Origin of the sequence: Methanosphaera sp. DEW79 (assembly GCF_003266085.1) — an archaeon.
GTDB lineage: Archaea > Methanobacteriota > Methanobacteria > Methanobacteriales > Methanobacteriaceae > Methanosphaera > Methanosphaera stadtmanae.
In genome coordinates this window covers 22,396-43,818 of sequence record NZ_MUZW01000057.1, presented here as the reverse complement: position 1 = coordinate 43,818, position 21,423 = coordinate 22,396, and the positions used below count along the sequence as shown (strand labels likewise).

Annotated in this window: 10 protein-coding genes; 4 read left to right on the top strand and 6 right to left on the bottom strand. The window is 28.6% G+C overall.

The window, feature by feature from the left end:
- The first annotated feature begins 183 nt into the window (after positions 1 to 183).
- From rfbB to BZ132_RS05315, 4 genes are all read left to right on the top strand, one after another.
- Complete coding sequence (gene rfbB, locus BZ132_RS05330) at positions 184 to 1,116, top strand: dTDP-glucose 4,6-dehydratase (protein WP_197735082.1); 933 nt, start codon at positions 184 to 186, stop codon at positions 1,114 to 1,116.
- A gap of 321 nt (positions 1,117 to 1,437) precedes the next feature.
- Entirely contained in the window at positions 1,438 to 2,301 is an 864-nt protein-coding gene (locus BZ132_RS05325; protein ID WP_069776353.1) for an energy-coupling factor transporter transmembrane component T, read from the top strand.
- Positions 2,289 to 3,989 carry an ABC transporter ATP-binding protein gene (locus tag BZ132_RS05320; protein ID WP_286940624.1) on the top strand — a complete coding sequence of 567 codons (1,701 nt, stop codon included), beginning with the start codon at positions 2,289 to 2,291 and terminating at the stop codon, positions 3,987 to 3,989. Before BZ132_RS05325 ends, BZ132_RS05320 begins: the two co-directional genes overlap by 13 nt.
- Complete coding sequence (locus BZ132_RS05315; RefSeq protein ID WP_112149661.1) at positions 3,977 to 4,582, top strand: ECF transporter S component; 606 nt, start codon at positions 3,977 to 3,979, stop codon at positions 4,580 to 4,582. Before BZ132_RS05320 ends, BZ132_RS05315 begins: the two co-directional genes overlap by 13 nt.
- 306 nt (positions 4,583 to 4,888) lie before the next feature.
- Here BZ132_RS05315 and BZ132_RS05310 read toward each other — a convergent pair whose 3' ends face one another.
- The 6 genes from BZ132_RS05310 to BZ132_RS05285 form a co-directional block, all read right to left on the bottom strand.
- Positions 4,889 to 10,606, bottom strand: a complete 5,718-nt coding sequence (locus tag BZ132_RS05310; RefSeq protein WP_286940625.1) for a cobaltochelatase subunit CobN — start codon at positions 10,604 to 10,606, stop codon at positions 4,889 to 4,891.
- Positions 10,607 to 10,839: 233 nt separating this feature from the next.
- A complete protein-coding gene (locus tag BZ132_RS05305; protein WP_286940623.1) occupies positions 10,840 to 13,401 on the bottom strand; it encodes a hypothetical protein in 2,562 nt (853 codons plus the stop codon).
- A gap of 248 nt (positions 13,402 to 13,649) precedes the next feature.
- Positions 13,650 to 18,818: an Ig-like domain repeat protein gene (locus BZ132_RS05300; protein ID WP_286940622.1), complete on the bottom strand. Its 5,169-nt coding sequence runs from the start codon at positions 18,816 to 18,818 to the stop codon at positions 13,650 to 13,652.
- Positions 18,819 to 19,640: 822 nt separating this feature from the next.
- Positions 19,641 to 19,982 (bottom strand): DUF2149 domain-containing protein, encoded by a 342-nt coding sequence (locus BZ132_RS05295; RefSeq protein ID WP_011406689.1) that lies wholly within the window; start codon positions 19,980 to 19,982, stop codon positions 19,641 to 19,643.
- Positions 19,982 to 20,626, bottom strand: coding sequence for a MotA/TolQ/ExbB proton channel family protein (locus BZ132_RS05290; RefSeq protein ID WP_011406688.1), 645 nt, complete (start codon positions 20,624 to 20,626; stop codon positions 19,982 to 19,984). Before BZ132_RS05290 ends, BZ132_RS05295 begins: the two co-directional genes overlap by 1 nt.
- A gap of 28 nt (positions 20,627 to 20,654) precedes the next feature.
- Positions 20,655 to 21,356 (bottom strand): DUF2162 domain-containing protein, encoded by a 702-nt coding sequence (locus BZ132_RS05285; RefSeq protein WP_011406687.1) that lies wholly within the window; start codon positions 21,354 to 21,356, stop codon positions 20,655 to 20,657.
- Positions 21,357 to 21,423 lie beyond the last annotated feature (67 nt).

Sequence of the window (21,423 nt, the reverse complement as noted above, 5' to 3'; positions counted from 1 at the left end):
TTTAAAAGAGTAGAAACACGAGTAAAACTAACACTAACATTTTGGGATAATGAAAGTATATATTCACTGAACTTCTGACAGTGAGATAATTATTAATAAACAAAACTATATATATTTATAATATTATAATGATTAAAATTTATATATTTAATAAATATTAGAAGGGTGAGTACTTTGAAGATAATGATAACTGGTGGAGCAGGATTTATAGGTTCAAACTTTGTTCATTACATAGCAAATAAATATGATGACTATGAAATAACTGTTTTAGATAAATTGACTTATGCTGGAGATATGACAAATATTGAAGGAGTGGATTTAAAATTCATTAAAGGAGATATTGCAAGTGAAAAAGAAGCATCTGAAGCTATGAAGGATGCTGATTATGTTGTTAATTTTGCAGCAGAAACACATGTTGATAAATCAATTACAGATCCTGCATCATTTGTTAAATCTGATGTTTTAGGAACACAAAATCTTCTAGAATTAGTTAGAAAATATGATGTGGAAAAATATATTCAAATTTCAACAGATGAAGTTTATGGTAGTATTTTAGATGGTTCTTTTAAAGAAACAGATAATATCGATCCTTCAAGCCCATATTCTGCTAGTAAAGCTGGTGGAGATTTACTAGTTAATGCATATTATAAAACATATGATATACCAGTTATGATAACAAGAAGTAGTAATAATTTTGGACCAAGACAATTCCCTGAAAAATTAATACCATTATTTATTCTTAAAGCTATACATAATGAATCATTACCAGTATATGGGGATGGAAAAAATGTACGTGACTGGATATATGTGGAAGATAACTGTGCTGGTGTAGATACTGTACTACATAAAGGTAAAATTGGTGAAGTATATAATATTGGTGGAGGTAATGAAAGAAATAATCTTGAAATAACCAAACTAATACTTGAAAAATTAAATAAACCAGAAAGTCTAATTACACATGTTGATGATAGATTAGGTCATGATAGAAGATATTCTCTTGATGCATCTAAAACTAAAAAATTAGGATGGGAACCTAAATGGACATTTGAAGATGCAATGGAAGAAACTGTTAACTGGTATAAAAATAATGCCAACAGATTATATAAATCCATATAATTCTATTTTTTTATCTTTTTTTTTGTTTAGTCATTTTTATGTACTAGTTTAATAATTTTTTTTATTCTTATCTTATTTTTTTTAAAAATTTATTGAATAATTCTATTAAAAGTTAATTAATTTATTATTTGTGCATATATTTAAATTTAAAAAACTTTTTTTATGTTATTTATTAAATAATAACTTAATTGATATTTGTTTAAGTAAATTATATTTATTAAGGTAAACATAATAAAAGCATAGTGAAATTTATTTTTAATTAAATAAAATAGATTTAACACTTTTAAATATTAAATTTAAAATTTTTTGGATAGAAAGAAAATGAAGATTACACGAATTCATCCAGCAATTTTTATAGTGTATTTTCTGATTCTGATAATATTTGCATTTTTATTTAATAATCCATATTATGTAATAACCTATGGGATATTAATACTAACTTTAATTGCATTACAAGGATCAATAAGTGAAATTAAAAGTACTACTAAGGTATTTTTACCAGTAATACTTTTTATTACCTTATTAAACACTATTTTTACACATGTTGGAGATACACATATTTATATCTTTGGATCATATTATGTAACCTTTGAAGCATTAGTATATGGTGTAATTATGGCTGTAACTTTCTTTTTAGTTACATTAACATTTATAGCATACAACACTTATGTATCATATCAGGATATGCTTTATGTATTTTCAAAAAAGTATCCTAACTTATCTATGATAATAATAATGTCTCTGCGATTTGTTCCATTGATACAAAAAAGAAGTAACGAACTTCTTGAACTGTCAAAATTAAAAAATAGAAATGAAGACTTGAAATTTACAGAAAAAACATCAGAATTAATTCAAAATTTAGGATTGGTAGTTTCATGGTCATTAGAAGAAGCTATGCAATCTGCATCATCAATGAAATCTAGAGGATATAATATAACAAAAAGAACAAGTTATCTTAGATATGACTTTAATAAAATTGACGTACTTCTTACAGTACTTATATTAGTAACAGCAACAATATCTGTGTATGGATTATATAATGGTGTTGGATCAATCATGATTTATCCAAAATTCACATTTACATTTAGTCAAACACCATTTAACATATATTACTTTGCATATGTTGTACTGTTATTACCATTTATAATTATTGAAATTTGGGAGAGAATACTATGGCACTCTTAGAGGTTAAAGATTTTAGTTTCAAATATAATGAAGAAAAGGTCTTAAAAGATATTAATTTTAAGATAAATGAGGGTGAGTTTGTATTACTGTGTGGTCCATCAGGTTCTGGAAAAACAACTCTGTTAAACAATATTAAAAAAGAATTAAAACCGGCAGGGGATACTTATGGTCAAATATTCTTTGATGATATTTTAGTTGAAGAGTTAGATGATGAAAAATCAGCTTGTGATATAGGTCTCATGTTTCAAAATCCAGATGCACAAATTGTAACAGATACTGTTATTCAGGAAATTGCATTTCCCCTTGAAAATATTGGATTACCTACTGATGAAATAAGAAATAGAATTGCAGAAATGTCCACATTCTTTGGAATAGATAAATTATTACATGAAAATGTTAATAATCTATCAGGTGGACAGAAACAATTAGTAAATCTATGTTCATTGTTGGTTTTAAAACCAAAACTCCTACTACTAGATGAACCTACAAGTCAACTAGATCCAATAGCATCATATGATTTTTTAGCAATGCTTAGAAGATTAAATGAAGAATTTTCAATTACAATTATAGTGACTGAACATAAAATGGATAATATTTTTCCATTTGCTAATAAAGTAATTTATCTACAGAATGGAAATTTAAAATACATCAATGATTCAAGAAATATTTGTGATGATATTAAAGATGATGAAGTATTTAAGTACTACATGCCAGAGGTTACAAGGGTAAATTTACTTCTTAAGGACAAATTTGATTCAATTAAAGATGTGGAAGTTGCACTTAGTGTTAGGGAAGGAATTCAATTACTAAATAATATGGATGATATTATTAAAGACATTCCTCTTCAAGCATTATCTAGAACTAAAGTAGAAAATACTGATGAATTAGTATTAGTAAAGGATTTATGGTTTGGATATGAAAAAGAAAATGTAATTCTTAAAGGAATTGGATTTAATGTTAATAAAGGAGAATATATTACAATTATTGGTGGTAATGGAAGTGGAAAAAGTACATTTCTAAAACTTCTTGCAGGTCTAATAAAACCAGTGAAAGGTAAAATAAAGTATGCTAAGAACACTAAAATCAGTTATGTTCATCAAAATCCTATGGTTCAATTTACAGAAGATACTGTGCTAAAAGAATTATCTAATATTCGTGAATCAAAAATTGAAACAGATTTTAACTTCAATCCATTTAACAAATCAAAAAAAGAGAATGAAATAGATAAATCAATAAATAAAACTATTGAATTATCTGATTATGCTATGGAACTTGTTGATTATTTTGATATTAGAAAAATTCTTAATAACCATCCCTATGACTGTAGTGGAGGGGAACAACAAAAAATAGCTTTTATTAAAGCATTACTTGATAATCCTGATATATTAATATTGGATGAACCTACTAAAGGTTTAGATCCAATATCTAATCATAAATTAGGTGAACTTCTAAAACAAGTTAATAAGGAAGGGACAACGATAATTATGACTACACATGATTTATCTTTTGTAGCAGACAGTGTTGAAAGATGTGTAATGATCTTTGATGGTTCGTTACAATTAGATACAACACCGACACAAATATTTTCAAGTAATAACTTTTATACAACTTTTGTAAATAGAATGGTTAAAAACTATTTACCAAAAGCAATTTCAATTAAGGATGTGAAAGAACAATGGAGCTTATGAATATATTAACATTAATAATTTCATTATTGGTGGCAGTTGGATTTATAGGTGTAATATTCAGAATGTTTGAAAAATCAAAACCTTCTGTAGAATATATTGTTATGTTAGCAGTATTAATTGCTATAGCAGTAGTTGCAAACTTTATAGGTTCAATATTACATATAGATCTAGTTTTCTTTATTGTTATAATGGCTGGAGTGGTCTTTGGAAAAGAAAGTGGATTCTTGGTAGGAGCCTTATCTATAATAGTATTTGGACTAATTTCTGGTGCAGGTATTGGAACATGGACTCCATATCAAATGATTGGATTTGGTCTACTGGGATATACTTCTGGTTTATTTGCTAATAAAATGGAAAGTCTTCCATTTAGAGCAGTTTTTGGTTTATTATGGGGATTCATATATGGTTGGATTACAAACATTTCATGGTTTTATTTTGTACCAATTTCAGTACCTTCTATAATAAGTACATATACAGCAAGTATATTCTATGATGCATCACGTGGGATATGTACATTAATATTATTAGTAATTGCATACACATGGTTTAAAGAAATATTCCAACGTAACAAAGAAAAATATCAATTAGAATAAATTCTAATTATTTCTTTTTTTTTACTTTTTTATTATTTTAATAAGAGTTAATGTAGATGGTTAGTTAGTGTATTTTTATTATATTCACCATAGTCTATTATTTTAAAGACATGCTTGTTATTTTTATAGATTCTTTTAGTAAAACTTACTTTCATGATGTGTAAGTTTATTTAAATTAAAAGTTAATTTTTTTAAAAAAAAAGATTTAATTCTATTTTTAAAGAACTAATTATTTATAAAAAAATAAAAGAAAAAAAGGGGGGATTTTTATTTTATTATTTATTAAAGTATCATGTATGATATTTATTAATCTCCACGAATATCTTTTCTTTTGAATCCAACAAAGAAAAGAAGTGCTATTAAAACAATAGCTACAAGATAACCGAATGAAACAGCTGATTTATTTGAAGCAGCTTTTCCTCCACTTTTCTCACTTACTTCGTAAGCAGTTGCAGTTGCAGTTGCAGCAACAGCTGCTGAGGAACTACTTGCTGCTGCTGATCCTGCAGAGGATGCACCAGTACTTGATGTACCAACATCAGAACTTCCACTATTTTTTTGAGTACTATTTCCAGTAGATGCACCATCAGCATTACCTGAATCTGCATTACCTGTACTATCACCGCTTCCAGTACTGTTGGAATTACCATCAGCATTACCATTATTGTTGGAAGTGGAATTAGAACCTGTATTTGTACCATTAGTGTCTTGATTTCCAGTGTTGTTTCCATTGTTGTTATTGTTTGTTCCATTACCAGAATTTGCACCATTGTCGTTAGAAGCTACTCCTGCAAGTTCACCATTAGCATTACCAGTTGTTGACTGAGAAGATCCTGTTCCAGTGTATGATCCAATTCCACCTACACTTCCAGTATCTGCTCCATCTTTGAAAGAATCGGAACCTATTGCAGTTCCTCCATCTCCACCATCACTAGATGTTCCACCACTACTTCCAGAACCAGTTCCATCACCACTGCCACTACCTTGACCAGTAGTAAGTCCTTGTTCTGTTGCAGCATTCATTTCATTAGCATAACCTGCCATATCAATACCCATTGCAGTTCCAGTTTTAATAATCCATTTATTAAATTCTATGTTACCACATGTGTGGTGACAACATGCAACACCGTATTTTACTACAATACGTGTATATGTTTTTACAAGATCGTATACTAATTTTTTATCGGTTGTTTTCCAATAACCATCTTTTAATAATGTTAAGGACCAACCAATCATGGATTGCATAGCATAAGACTTATAATCAGCATCTACAACTAAATATTCACTAGTTACAAGATTTTTCACTGCTTGAGTATATAATTCATTACTAACTGCACCTGTGTTGTTTCCTTTGTTAGTTTGTAAAATAGCTTTACCATTTTCATCTTCAAGATAACCTTGTGTTGTGAATATTGTTTTATGTAGGTTTTCCCAGTTAGCAGCCATTTGGTTCCATCCACCAACAGAAGATGTCATACCTTGTAACCATTTTGGATTTATTAAGGTAGTTCTTATTTCTTTACTTACTTCTTGGGATAATGTATTTGAAACTATATTGTTTCTGTTACGTATATCAAGAAGCATTGTACTTGGTGTTGCACCATGTATGTTTGCTGAATTTAGAAGACCACCAAACCAATCAGTATAATCATCTGAATCAAGATATCTCCATGTACTATCTAAATCTTGGATTATTAGATTTACGTTGGATAATAACCATACAAATAATTCTGTCTGATTTGTTTTAACAACAATATTACCATTAGCATCAACAGTCCATGCATTGTTAAGTCTAGATTCATATACACTAGCTATTTCTTCCTGCACACTTTTTGATGACTGGGTTAAATTACCAATGTTATTTATTCTATCTGAAACTCCGGTACCTTCTAATTTGTTTCCATTAAGTCCAAATAATCTGAATGTACTTGGGAATTTAGCATAATGTTTTTTAACATAGTTATCTTCAAAACTTTCATTTAAAGCATTTACCTGATCTACTGCACTTGTTAATAAACTTAGCCAGTATGGGTTGTTTGATACAATTGTAGCAAAAACATCTATTCTTGGACGTTGATATACTGTTCCATCAATAGTTATTGTAAGTTCATCAAGAGGTATAACTTCAGTACCATTTACTTTACCTGTTCTATCCCATGTAGGTTTTACTCCAAGTAAGTATAGGTATTGTGCAAGACTTATACCTTCTGTACGAAGTACTTCTGTACCCCATATAACTTCTGCAACTAATTCTGGATAGGTATCTTCTCCAAGATCTTTCATATATTTAACTAATATTTGATTAATAGAGTTTACTGCTGATGACCATGCAGCTTTAGATGGCATTTTAGTTGTATCACTGTTATACATTGAACGTCCTGTTGGTAGAACATCACTTGCTGCAGGTTCTCCTGAAAGACCAGGAGCAACGTATCCGCCACCAAGAGCTGTCATAATAGCTTCCCATTCATGATTGTCTCTTACACTATTAATAAGATTCATAATATCATAAAGATCTTGATAGAAACTACTGTTTTTATCTTGATTTTTTTCTTTAGCTATTTTTTCAACATTTTCAAGTGTGGTATCTAATACTAAGCTTGTTACAATGTTGTTAAGTGTTGCTTCAATTGCTGTTTGATAAGGTTTGAAGTCACGGTCTTGTACTTTTTCATAATAACTTCCATTGATATTAAAGTAAAGATTCATGATGTTTTGCATGATATTGGTTCTTGAAGCACCAATAACACTTATTCCATCGATCATTTCAGTACTGTTCCATACATAACCAATTTTATGAACACCATATGTTATTGTATCAGAACTTAATCCTTCAATAACAGCATGTATTGTTTCTAGCCATGCATCGAAAGCTTCATCACTATTTACATATTCATACATTCTTTTTATATACTCATCAAAAGTCATATTTTTTGCAGATGTATGATTGAAGTAGTTTTCCATTGGTTTATTTAATGATGCAGATAAGCTAAGTATAGCTGCTCTTTTTTCATTTATTAATGCAGTATCATTTACTGAAACTGCATAGTTATATTCATCAATGTATTGGCTCATCTTTGTAAATGTTGGTGCTGAAAATGAACTATTTACACTTGTAAGGTTTAATATTAATTCTTTATAGTAAGCCATATTGCTTGCATCACCTAATTTTTTATTAGCTGTGTAATCTGATATAGCTTCACTTAATTTAGAATATTCACCATAAAGTGTTGATGCAGTAGTTACAGGTGTCATGTGTGTAATTACCTGTGCAAAACTTCTTTCTTTAGCAGTCATACCTTCCCCAGGGTTAGATACAATATATGGGTAAATAATCGGTGTTTTGATTAATTGGAATGGCCAATCTGATTCTTGGAGTCCTAAAGTACGTCCAGGTAACCATTCAAGTGTTCCGTGTGTTCCCATACTTATCATTGCATCCACACTGTTATTTTCTTTTCCCAGATAATAACTAGTAAGATACTTGTAAAATGCCACATATTGTTGTGGTGGTGCTAAATCAGGACTATGATAGTCTGTTACTGATTCCCAACCTCTTGCAGGTTGAACAGTAATAAACACATTTCCAAAGTACAATCCAGGAATTACTAGGTAACTGTTATTATAGATCATAGATCCATTACCTAATCCTTTACCCCATGAGTTTACAAGTTGTTGTTGTAAATTTGTAGGTAATTGATTGAACATTAATTGGAATTCAGATTTACTGATTAGCTGATGATTTTTGACAAGTTCATCATAGTTATCTTTTACATATGATTTAAGATATCCTGAAGCCCAATTACCTTTGTTACCAATATTGAAAATCATTGTGGTTAACTCCTCTGTTGTAGGAATTTCACTTTTCTTCATTCCAATATCATAACCAGCATCGGCTAATTGTTCAAGTAAATCATGTGTACTGGTAAATACATCTAAATAAGATGCACCAATATTAGCTTTACCTGGTGGATAGTCATATAGTACAATAGCTATTTTCTTCTTGGAATTTTGAGTTTCTTTAAGTTTAGCCCAACCATTAACTAATTCAACGTGTTTTTTAACACCACTGTCAATCATAACAGTTGATTTAGTTGTATTTGAAATGTATGAAATAGGTAGGGCACCTATTATTCCTTCAAATTGGGATATTGTTACCTTATATGTCCATTCATTTTGAGGACCATATTGACTATGATAACTGTATTCACTTATTCCACTTAAAGCATTCAAAATTGTAATATTCATGTTTTTATATGCATTTATAGTTGCATTTGTTCCCATTTGAGTATATGAAGTTGACCATGAATATAAAGAACTTCCAGCAACAATTCCTCTTGAGAAACCTTTTCTATCAGTAACTGCTGTTTCTAATAGTTCGGTCATAGTAGGATGTGTGGTAGCATATTGATATAAACAAAATGCTGCTCTTCCTTGTCTTTCAAATTCTTTAATTAAAGCTTCAACTTCTGTTGTTGTCTGATAATAACTTATTATAACAACAAATGATCCTTTAATATTTACATGTTTATTGTACCAATTCTCAAATTTTCTGAATACATTCACAGGTTTCTGATTTTCTAGAATCCATGGATTATAATATTCTGTCATCCAATTTAGACTTCCAGCTCCATCATTGTTATAACCTGGTGCTTGTTGTATCCATTTATTTATCAATTTATTGCTTGGAGTAGGAACAGACATTTTATATCCTGGGTAATAAACACCCCATTGTGGTCCAGCTAAAACAGGTGTTCCACTATCTGTTCTAGTTGGGTTGTAGTCACTTTCTCCAAGTAAATATAATATATAATGATACAAGTTTTTCATATTGGTATTAACTACTGTAGCATCTTTTATAGCTTCAGCTTGCCAATATGATCCAACATAGGTATTTTCTATGGATTCAACAGGATTAACTCCAAGGAATCCCCAACCTAGTTCTTGTAATAACATTTGATCAAATATACCAAAAGTATATGCAACTCTGTTGTGTTGTGAAGCAGGTGAATTTTTAATAGCATCTATATCTACTCCAAATCCCTGTCCTTTACTATACATATCTACTAGAATAAAGTTTGCATAATCTAACATCCATTGATGAGATACATCGTATGAACTATTTAGATTATAGCTTTCTAGGAAATAAAATCTATCACTAAGTTTTCTTAATGCGTCAAATTTATTTCTTTGACCATCATTAGTACTTCCAGAGTATGTGATAATAGCAAGATCAGGTATAAACACATAATTAAACCGTTCTGTGGTGTTAATTATACGTATATCCTCTTCACCTACTGCATAGGTTCCATACTTAAATTTAACTGTATAAAGTCCTGGAGCTAAGTTTTTTATAACATAGTTTCCATTAGAGTCTGATGTAACCTTTGCAATAACTTTACTTTTATTAGTTACTGTTATCACAGCACCTCCAACACCTAAAGCATCCTCTTCATCACCAACATAACTATCAGAAGATTTATTGTAAACACAAGTTACTTTACCTTCTAAGTTATACTTGTTTTGAGCTTGCTTTAATGATGTTAATTGTTTTAGTGAGGACATATTTTTTGTTGCAGATAACTGCTTTATTGTTTCTGCCTCTTTTATTGATGGTTGTGTAGTGTTTAAACTAACTTCTTGTACTGAATTATTTTTAGTAGTACTTGCTTTTGCTTTACTACTTGCTTTTGTACTACTTTGGGTAGTACTTGCTTTTGAAGAAGTAGTTTTTTTTGCCACATTATTACTAGTAGTTACTTGATTTGTATCTGATTTTTTATTTGTTGTTATCTTTACACTTGTTTGTTGTGAACTCTCTTTTACTGTTTTAATACTGGATGAACTGGATATGTTACTTGTTGATATGTTACTTGTTGACATGTTACTTGTTAATTCATGAATTTCATATGTTGAAATTGAACTCTGATGTACTGGTATATCTGTAGATTCACTTGCTGGCACTGTTGTACATACTAAGAGAACTAAGAATATCATACATAATGAAAAGGTCTTAATTTTCATCACATATTACTCTCTTTTTTTTGTTAGTGTATTCAACAATTCTTAAAAAAATCATTAATTTAGTTCAAAAATATTGAATAAGAATACACTAATAGTAATTAGTATTATATTCTTTATATAATTTTGGTTTTTTTTAAATTTAAAAAAAAGTTCTATGGTATTTTGAGGATTATAAAATAAGTTTAAGGTTTTATTTATTTTTTTTTAAAAAAAATAAAAAAGAAAAAAGTATATTAAGCTTTTATTATTAAACAACTTTCAGTACTTCTTCCTGAGTTAATATGATTATTACCTGAATATACAACAGTTACATTATAGACTCCATCATTAGCTGAAATATCCATATATGTACTAAGTGTTGCAATTCCATTTGTAATATTTTGAACAGTTACTTGTTCAAAGGTATATTCATCAGTATTATTAACAGTCATACCATTAATTTTAAATACATAATTACCAGAAGTAACTGGTGTTTTAGTAACATTTGAAACAATTGTTGCTTTTAATGTTACATATTCTCCAGGTTTTGCAGTTATTTTTTCAATTTTAATTACAGGATCTTGTTTGAGAACAGTAAGTGTACTATTTACTGAAACAGAATTATATCTATTATTTTCTCCAAGAATAATTGTTAAAACATTTTTTCCTGCTTTAATTGAAGGAACAGTAATATTAACTAATAAATTTCCATTAACAATTTTAGTATTTTTAACAGTTACACCATTAATTTTTACTGCTACAGTTGTATTTCCATAAATTGGATTATTATTTGAATCAAATAATGTTTGGTTAATTGTTATTGTTTCACCAGTATAAACTGTCATATCTTTGCTTTCGAGTTTAACATTGGTTTTAGTAATATTTAACATACCAGTACTTTCAGCTCTATTATATGTGCTGTTAGCAAAGACTATAGTTACTTTTGCTTCTTTAGCACTATAACCTTTTAATATATATGATAAATTAGCAATACCATTTACAACATTGAGTTTGATTATTTCACCATCATCATCTTTTAATGTTACACCATTGATTTTAACTATAGCTTTACCATTAATTAATTTTTCAGTTTCTTTATCTTTTACAGTGAAATTTAAATTTAAAGTACTTCCTGTAGAAATTGTTTTTGGAATATTTAATATAACCATTGCATCATATTTGGTAATAGGTCCATGATTATCATTTACTGTAATATTTATTAGGTTACTAGATGCATTTACAGCATCATCACCAGTTTTACCATTAGCAAATAATGTGTTATTAATAATTGCTACATTGTTTGTAGTTTCAATATTCACTGCTTTGGCATTGTTACCAGCATCTGTAGTTATAACAATATTGTTTGCTATGTATGCATTTGTAGAATTTTGTTGTATTTGGATACCTGTATTTGCAGGTGCAATTTCTTCTACAATAGGATTAATAGGAATATTACTATTTCCTGTAGTATTAAATACATTGTTAGTTACTATTGAATTTGGAGAATGAGCTAAACTCATACCCATACTATAATTTCCTATAGCATTAACTAAGTTTTTATCAATGATAGTATCATATGTTGTATAAATTTCCATACCATATACAATTGTAGCATTTAAATTCATTATATTTCCTGCTACAGTCATATTTCTAGATTCACTTCCACCCATACTTGTTGTGATAATACCAAATGCAAGTGCTTCATTATCTTGTGTGAATATTGTTGTATTGTAACATACACCATAGATTTTATTATCTAAAATACTACAATTTCTTGCAGAGTTACCTATTTGTATACCAGCAATATATCTTTCACTTGTAACATTAATAGTATTATTTGATAGAACTACATTATAAACTTCAGATAAAGCATTAAGTCCATATACAAATCTTGCTCCACTTACTTCTATGTAGTTGTTTGATACTGTTACATTATTTCCACTTTTTAATTCAATACCATCAATGGTTCCAAAGGGGTTATCTTCACCATCTTTTGATCTTCCACTTCTTGCAGTGTTATTTTCAATTATAACATTATTTCCACCATCATTGAATATTGCAAAGGTTAGAGCTAATCCTTCTCTGGGTCCACCAGTCCAGTCTATATCCTTAGCTGGACCATATACATCAACAGTGTTATTTACAATAAGTACATTATCTCCATTATTTGTAATACCTTCTGTAATACCTTCACTATTTGTAAGTGTAATTTTATTGTTTTTTATTGTAATATCCCATGCTTCGTTGTTAATAACATTTTCCATACCAGTACTATTAATAACTAGGTTAGAAATTGTGGAATTACTTGCCATATCTGTAACATATATATGTCCATTGTGTAATGTTGCATTGTTTCCTGTTAAAGTGATAAATTCCTGATCAATTATGAATGTTTTATTGTAGAATGCACCATTTAAAATTACTGTGGTATTGGGGTTGATGTTACGTGTTCCATCATCATCAAAGTATTTTCCATAATTTCCATCTGTTACTGTTATTGTTGGGTTTTCTGTTTTAATAGTTTTGTTTGTATTTTTTGTTTTTGTAGAGTCTATAGTAGTAACATAAGATTCTGTATCTACTTTTTTAGTAGTTTTTAGTTGAGTTTTTATTGCATCATCCCTATCTGTTTTGATATTATTATCATTATCAGCCACAGTAGTTAAAACAGGGCTTTTGTCTACTTGTGTAGTAGAGGATAGGGAGCTAGTATCTACAGAAGTATCATTTACATCTGCTGCAGAAATAGCAGTGAATCCTGCAAGTAATATGATAAATGTAGTTACTAAAAGAATGCAAATTCTTTTATTATACATTGTATAATCTCCTTTTTATTAAAATATAATCGAGTACTTAAAAATAAACAAAATAATTTAATTTTAATTAAAAATACCTGATTATATAATATTTATTATAATTTTTATGAATAATATATTTTATTATAATATGATTTTGAAAAATATTTTTAATAACGAATTAGTATCATTAAAAAAAAAATAAAAAATAGAAAATAAGAAAATTATCATAATAATTTCATATAATAATTTCCTATTATTTGCATAGTTCATGTTTTAACGGTGAGAGTTCCATTATTTTCTAATTTTATACTGTTAAGTGTGTAAACTGCATTTATTGTATAGTTTCCTCTATTAAAAGTTTTTGGAATAGTGTATGGTGTGGTTGCTGTTCCATTTGTTATATTAACTGTTTTTACAATTTGATTGTTTACTTTGAAAGTTACTTGTCCTTTAAGTATAACTATTTTTTTATCATCTATTACTGTAGCATTTAATGTTACAGTAGAACCTACTTTACCAACAGCGTTTCTTACAACAACTTTTGAAGGATTTCTTACAATAAAACCGTTTTTAATAGTTGTTTGACTTGCAAGGAATTGATCATCACCAGAATATTTAATTGTAATGTTATTTACTCCAATAAATTTCTTAGGAATAGTAAATACATATGTAGCATAACCATCTGCACCTACTTTTGCAATTTTTACACTGTTATCACTATTTCTTAATGTTTCCTTGTTAATCATAATGGATATGTTTCCATTTTTAGCAGTGAATCCATTAGTTCTATTTGTTACTTTGATTTTTAAAATAGCTTTATCACCAACAACTTGAGTTGTAGGGGTGTATGATATTTTACTTATCACTTTTTGTACAGTAAGTTTACTTGTATTTTGTATGGATATTTTATTGAAGTTATAAACAGCAGATATCTTATAAGTTCCTGCTTTAAATGTTGTAGGTATGTTGTATTTTATTGTTGCAATTCCTTTGTCAATATTCACTGTTTTTATAACTTGATTATTTATTTTAAAGGTTACTTGTCCTTTTGCTATACCCATGTTTCTATCATCTGTTACTATTGCTTTAAGTGTTGCAGTATTACCTATTTTACCTGCAGATTCTCTTACTGTGATTTTTGAAGGATTTCTTACAATAAATCCATTGGTATATTTTTGTGAACTTGCAAGGAATTGATCATTACCTTCATAGTAGAATGTAATATTATTTAAACCACTGTACTGTGCTGGTGCTGTGAATGTAAATATAGCATTACCTTCTTTATTTACATTTCCATATATTATGGAACCATTACTATATTTTAAGTAATTATTATTAAGTTTAATACTTACTCTTCCACTTTTTGCAACAAGTCCATTAGTTCTATTAGTTACTTTCACTGTTAAAACAACATCATCACTAACAACAACTGCTACTGGAGTATATGTTATTTTACTTATTGATTTGGTTACAACTAATTTATTACTTGCACTAGCAGATGTTAATGTATCATTTCCATCGTATTTTACTGTTATAGTATAATTTTTAGCAGTGAAGTTTGTAGGTACAACATAGTTATATGTAGCTACACCTTTGTTTATATTACTTGTACCAGCAACAACGTTATCTACAAGGAATGTTACTTTTCCATTAGTTAATGGAACACCATTTGATGTTAATTTTGCAGTGAATTTTGTTGGATTTCCAATTTTACCATTAACACTACTTACTGTTGCAATTGTTTTTGTTTGAATACCTAAAGTATTAGTTCCAACACCGGCATTATGGTTTTCATCTCCACTATATAATACTGTAATTGTATATACACCACTTTTTGCATTTGCAGGTATGGTGTAGGTGTATGTTGCTCTTCCAAGAGTGAGTTTCATAGTGGATAATACAGTATTTTCAAGTTTAAATGTAACATTTCCTTCTAACTTAGCACCATTGGAATCAGTTACATCTACATCCATATTTACCTTAGATCCTATTAATCCATTAACTTTTGAAACAGTAACTGTACTTGATGACATTGTTTTGTTTAAGGATAATTGGGATGTGGAAGTTGCATTTTGGAAGTTAGTTCCACCAACAGTTGCAATCAAGGTATATATAGTAGGTTTAAGGAAACTAGTTGAATTTACAGTAATTTGTGCAATTCCATTGTTAACTTTAGCACTACCAAGTTGTGTTAATCCAATTCTAAATGTTACTGTTAAATTTGAAACATCACTTGTAGTTGAAGTTACTTTTGCTTTAATTGTAATAGGATATCCAACTGTACCTGTTGATGGATATGCTGTTATATTTGTGAAGTATTTGAAGTTATTTGATACAATATTTGTTTTATGTCCATTAGATACAGCATCATCTCCATGATATTTTGAAGATATTATTGAATTTTCTTTGACAGTTGTGTTAATTGCTTGTTCTGTTAGTTTTACTGCATATTCTGTAGCATTGGTATTGATTGTATTGTACATTATTTTGTTTCTGTAACTGTCTTTCATTAACATTATACCTTCTTTACCATATGGTATAACATCAGCATGTAGAGCAGAACTGGTTGGTCCATAATTAAATTGTCTCATAATTATGGTGTTGTTTGTTATTGTATTATCACTAGATTGATATCCTGCAATTCCATATGGATTTGTTGCTTCTCCATAGAAGTAATTATTTGTTATAATATTTTTTTTAGTACCAAATAATTCTACAGTGTATAATGATGCAGCTGAAGCATTTATTGTGTTATTTATAAATGTGGTATTAGTACAACTTTCAAGTGTTAAACCATATGTATAATCACCTTTTTGTGTACTGTTATGTAGGGCATGTACATCAAATGTATTGTTATATATGGTTGTGTTTATACTGTTAAGACCAGCAATGAAACCTGTAGCAAAGTATCCACCATTTACACGTACATTGTTATGTGCAAATGTGTTATTTGTAGCATTTAATGTAGAGATTGCTGTTCCCCATGGTGCTCCTAATACTCCCATTCCATATTCATATGGTCCATAACTGTTTATTGTAACGTTGTTTCTTGTAATTGTATTGTAATTACTATCATAGTATACATCAATTCCCACAATACTGTTTTTACATTCTTCTACTGGGAATTGGTATGTTTTAAATTGTGATGTACCATTTACAATGTTTTGATCTACTGTGTTGTATGATGAATACATAAGAATTATTCCATAGTTATGAAGTACTTCTTTAATAAGTCCTATTCTATCATTGAACATTATTTCATCAGCATACTCTATAGGTTTACTACTTTGATTTAGTGTTACGCGGTTTTTACTTAAATTATTTAAGTCTGATGCATAAACAAATATTCCATAATTTACATAGTCACCAGAGGTGTAAATTACATTGTTTGTAAGTGTATTACCATTTGATGAACATATGAATATACCAAAGCTTTCCCATGGATCATAGTTATTAATATTTACATTGTTTATTACAACGTTGTTTACATCAATAACCTCAACTCCATGTCTATTTAAACTATTTTTATCATAGTTTATGATTTTAACATTTTTTAATGTAGATGCAGAAGCATCACCTGTGAATGTTATTGTACCATTACGTATTATACAATTATCTCCAATAACATGGGTTTTTTGTGTAAATGTGAAGTTTTTATTTTTAAATTCACCTTTTAATATAATAGTATCATTTTTAAGTACTTTTTTCGTGTTTATTGATTGTTCATCTGTGAAGTATGTGTAATAAGTACTATCTGTTACTGTGTATGTTTTATTAGAGTCAGGTAGGTCGTCTCCTCCTCCTACTGAAGGTGGAAGATATGCTTTTTCAAGACCAGTTCCTGCTTTTGAAGTCAATACATTTGATTCTGAAACGAGTATGTGTACATCTACTTCATTTCTTGCTCCAGCTTCACTAAAGTCAATAGCATATTCGCCATCTGATTTAATTACATTTTTAGTCACGTTTACATAGTTTATTTTTTTACTTGAGGATTGTTTTCTAAAGAGAATTCCTATTTTTCCACTGATAATGGTGTTGTCTGAAATGTTGAGGTTAATGTATTTACCTTTTGAGTATATACCATAACCTAATGTGGACCATAAGTAATTGTTCTTAATATTAATATTACTTGCACTAATTACAAGAGCTGATCCAGAATTGGATGTTATAGTGTTATTTTCAATAATTGCTCCATCTCCACCAACTTCAACACCAGTAGTTGTACCATTTACATGTACAGTGTTGTTAGCTACTATAGCTCCTTCACAAGCAAAAATACCTTGTGCTGTACCATTTACTTCATTGAATATAATGGTGTTGTTTGTAAAGTCTTGTGTAGATATTCCTCTATATCCACCTCTAACATTGTTGTAGGATATGATGTTACCTGTACCCATAATTTGTATGGTGTAACTCCAGGAAGTATCTCCTCCTGTAACATCATTACCTGTTACATTGTTGTAATCACAGTATCCTCCTTGGAATAATCCTGATCCCCATAAACTGAAGTAAATACCATTTGCTTGGTCACTTACTACGGTGTTGTTTACTATGTTGTTATAGTAGGATAATCCCCATGGTGTTGCTGTGTGTGTACGATTTGTATCTTCACGGCATGATGTTTCAAGATAATTATCAATAACTAAACTATTATTTACTCTATCACATGGTAGAGCAAATGCAAATGGTCCCCATACATGTATGGTGTTGTTAGCTACAAGAATATTTTTTGTAACATTTAAGTAGATTCCACTACCATAATAGTTGTTATTAGTAATTGTTAGGTTATGTACAGATGAACCTGCACTTTGAAGTCCTAAAACATTTACTGTACAGTTGTATAACTTTGCAGTTTTACCAATACTTGTTATTGTTATTTTAGATTTATCTATTGTGAAGTTAACATTTTTAAATGTTCCCTGTAAATCTAACACATCTCCTGCAGATACAAGTGTTGTAGATTCTGTTTTATTAGTTTTAGGATTATATCTGAAATATAAATCATAGTCATCGGGAGTTATTGTTGTAACTGTTGCTTTTTTCACTGTTTTTGTTGGTTGTGTATTAGATTCTTTTTTCGTTGTTTCTATGATTTTAGTATCTTTTTCTACATTTTTAGATACTTGTGTATTTTTATTTGTTACATCTTTTGAAAAACTGTTAGATGTAGTTTTCTTTTGCGTATCCTTTGTTTGAATACTTTTGGTACTACTATCTGAAGTTTTTTCTTTTATATTATCTTTATTAGTTGTTTGAATATCCTTTGTTAAAGTAGGTTCTATTGAACTACTTTGGATATCACCACTTAGGCTTGAAGTTTCATGTACAGTTGCTATAGTTGAATTACTTGAACTATCTGCAGCAGCTGCACAACCTAAGCCAACCATTAATAAAACTATTGTTGCCAATAGAAATTTATTTATGGTCTTCATTTTTTCACCTTTATTGTTACTTTTCACAAATATCTTAATTTAAGATAATTTTTTCATATCAAGATAATTCATGATAATTGATATATTTATTCACTAAACTATTTAACTTTTATAAATTTAATATAAATTTTACTTTATTTTATTGTTTTACTTTGTTATTTTTAAAAAAATAAGAATAAATTCTATTTATTATGAGTGTTGTATATTTTTTAAAACTATTTTTTATTTTCTTTAGTTTATGTCAGGTGTTTGTTAAAAAAACCTATTTTTCTAATTTTATTGTTTATTTTGGTGGTTTATATAAGGATAAGTCAATATTTGAAAAATATCTTGAAGGTTGTATGATACTTTGTATTAAAGTATCATTTACTTTAAATAATTAATAAAAATATTATAAAATAAGTATATTTATTTTAAGTTTTTGGAGATTATTTAAGTCATTGTTCATTATTAAACTAAGTTTTATTATTTTTTGAAAAAGTAACTATTTAATATATATGTTATTATACAAATTACAGTATTTTTCTAGTTTAGTAAAATATTTATATAATTAATAAGATTTATTGTAATTGTAATTAAAACAAATATTATCAACAATTTTAGTATGATACTTATTATTTGTTTTTCTTTAGTAAAATAATTAGAATTTCTATTAATTTTCTTTGAAGTTCTTAATTTACTCTCTTTCATTTTAATCAATCCTCTATAAAATAAATTTATTCTTAAAAATAACATATACACTTAATATTTCATCATCTATTTATAATATAAAAATATTGAATAGGAAAGTCCTATTCATATCCAAAAAATAGTATTTTCTTTTCATGATGATTTAACCAGAACTAGTTTTCCAGTACTTGGGTCTTGGTATACTTTACCTCTTTCCTGGTATCCAGAACCACTACTTTGAATCTCTTCAGGTTTGGTATCTAATGGTGTGGTTTCTTCATCAAGTTCTGTTGTTTGTTGTGCAGCTTGCATTGCTGACTGTTTTTCTTGGGGAGACATGTCACTATTTATAATATTCTGAGCACCTGTTGCCATAACTGCAAATATTAGAAAGCCCACAGCTAAAACTAACATTACATCAGTCATATTAACTGCAGAAGACATAGGATCAATATCATGATTCCTTTTAGATAGTCTTCTTCTTTTTAGTGTCATTACATCACCTCAAGAATAGTTTCTGATAAATCATATAGCATGGCTAAATCTTCTTCATACCATCTACTGCGTATTTTTGATATTACAAAACATAAACTACCTGCAGCTAGTCCAGCTGTTGTTGTGTTAAAAGCAACTGTTAGATTTGAAGTTAAGGTAACCATATCTCCATTTCCTAGTGCAGCTAGTCCTGGGCCCATTGGAATAATTGTACCTAATAATCCACAACCAGATCCTACTTTTGCTACAATATCAGCTTTTTCTAGAGATTTTTCAACTTTAAATTCTTGATCTTCAAGAAGATTTCTAGCTAAAACTTCACGTGTTTGTTTATCATATAATTCTTTATCAAGTTTTGCTATTGATGTTAATATTTCTTTATCATATTTTTTTAATTTACTGTCATTGAGTACTTGACAGATTTCATCTTGTGTTTTACAAGAAGCAATATTTTTTATTATTATACTTTTATCCTTTGCAGTGATTTTCTTACGCCCAGTATATTCTGCAATAATTGCTCCTAATTCTATAATAGCAAATATAACAAATATTACAAGTAAAATCATTACTGGAAGTAATAAACTTTGTGCAATAACATTTAATGCTCCTGATAACATTTCTCCACCAGGAATGGCTGTTGACATTTCTTTTCCTCCTACTTTGTCTCTTGTTTTATTTTTCTAAGAAATAACTTTTGTTTCTAGCAAATATTCCACCTGCAATAAGTAAACATAAAACACTGACAATCATTAAAGATACATTTTCTATTGATTGTATTTCAATTGATGTTCCTGTTGTTATATAAGCCATGTTTGGTAATATAATAAGACATAAAACAAAGTATAATCCTATAAATATCATGAAATTACCTAAAACTATAGGGTATGGTTGTTTCATTCTTTTTACAATTTGCATAGATAAGAAATAAGTTATTCCCATAACAAGCACTAATGCTACTGAAGAGAATACACCTAATGTTATTGATGAAACTCCAGCTATTGGTGCTACTAACATGATGGAAGCTAAAATAGCTCCAAAACAGCAAGGACATGGTGCAACTACAGCCATACAAGTACCTGAACCAACATCTTTTCCAGTTACTTTCCAATCATATATTGTTTTAAATCCAGTAATAAGAATTACAATTGCAATACAAGCGAAAATTCCCGATGTGTATTGGTATACAAAGGTATATACTTGTTGTGTATATGGTGTTAATACATATGAAAATATAGTTAAAGCTACGCCATAACCAACTAATATTAAAAGAACTTTTTTCTTTTCAATACCTGAAAATCCTAAAGCTAGTCCAATTTTGAGACCAAATATTAAAACAGCAGCCAATATACCATATTGCCAAAATTGTTCTAACATGTTATATCCTCCTTATTTTTTTTATTTATATAAACAAAATTGTATGAATTTTTATCAAGTAAATTAT

Coding starts and splice junctions, on each gene's coding strand:
- rfbB (WP_197735082.1), top strand. CDS start 184: ATGATAACTGGTGGAGCAGGATTTATAGGTTCAAACTTTGTTCATTAC.
- BZ132_RS05325 (WP_069776353.1), top strand. CDS start 1,438: ATGAAGATTACACGAATTCATCCAGCAATTTTTATAGTGTATTTTCTG.
- BZ132_RS05320 (WP_286940624.1), top strand. CDS start 2,289: ATGGCACTCTTAGAGGTTAAAGATTTTAGTTTCAAATATAATGAAGAA.
- BZ132_RS05315 (WP_112149661.1), top strand. CDS start 3,977: ATGGAGCTTATGAATATATTAACATTAATAATTTCATTATTGGTGGCA.
- BZ132_RS05310 (WP_286940625.1), bottom strand. CDS start 10,606: ATGAAAATTAAGACCTTTTCATTATGTATGATATTCTTAGTTCTCTTA.
- BZ132_RS05305 (WP_286940623.1), bottom strand. CDS start 13,401: ATGTATAATAAAAGAATTTGCATTCTTTTAGTAACTACATTTATCATA.
- BZ132_RS05300 (WP_286940622.1), bottom strand. CDS start 18,818: ATGAAGACCATAAATAAATTTCTATTGGCAACAATAGTTTTATTAATG.
- BZ132_RS05295 (WP_011406689.1), bottom strand. CDS start 19,982: ATGACACTAAAAAGAAGAAGACTATCTAAAAGGAATCATGATATTGAT.
- BZ132_RS05290 (WP_011406688.1), bottom strand. CDS start 20,626: ATGTCAACAGCCATTCCTGGTGGAGAAATGTTATCAGGAGCATTAAAT.
- BZ132_RS05285 (WP_011406687.1), bottom strand. CDS start 21,356: ATGTTAGAACAATTTTGGCAATATGGTATATTGGCTGCTGTTTTAATA.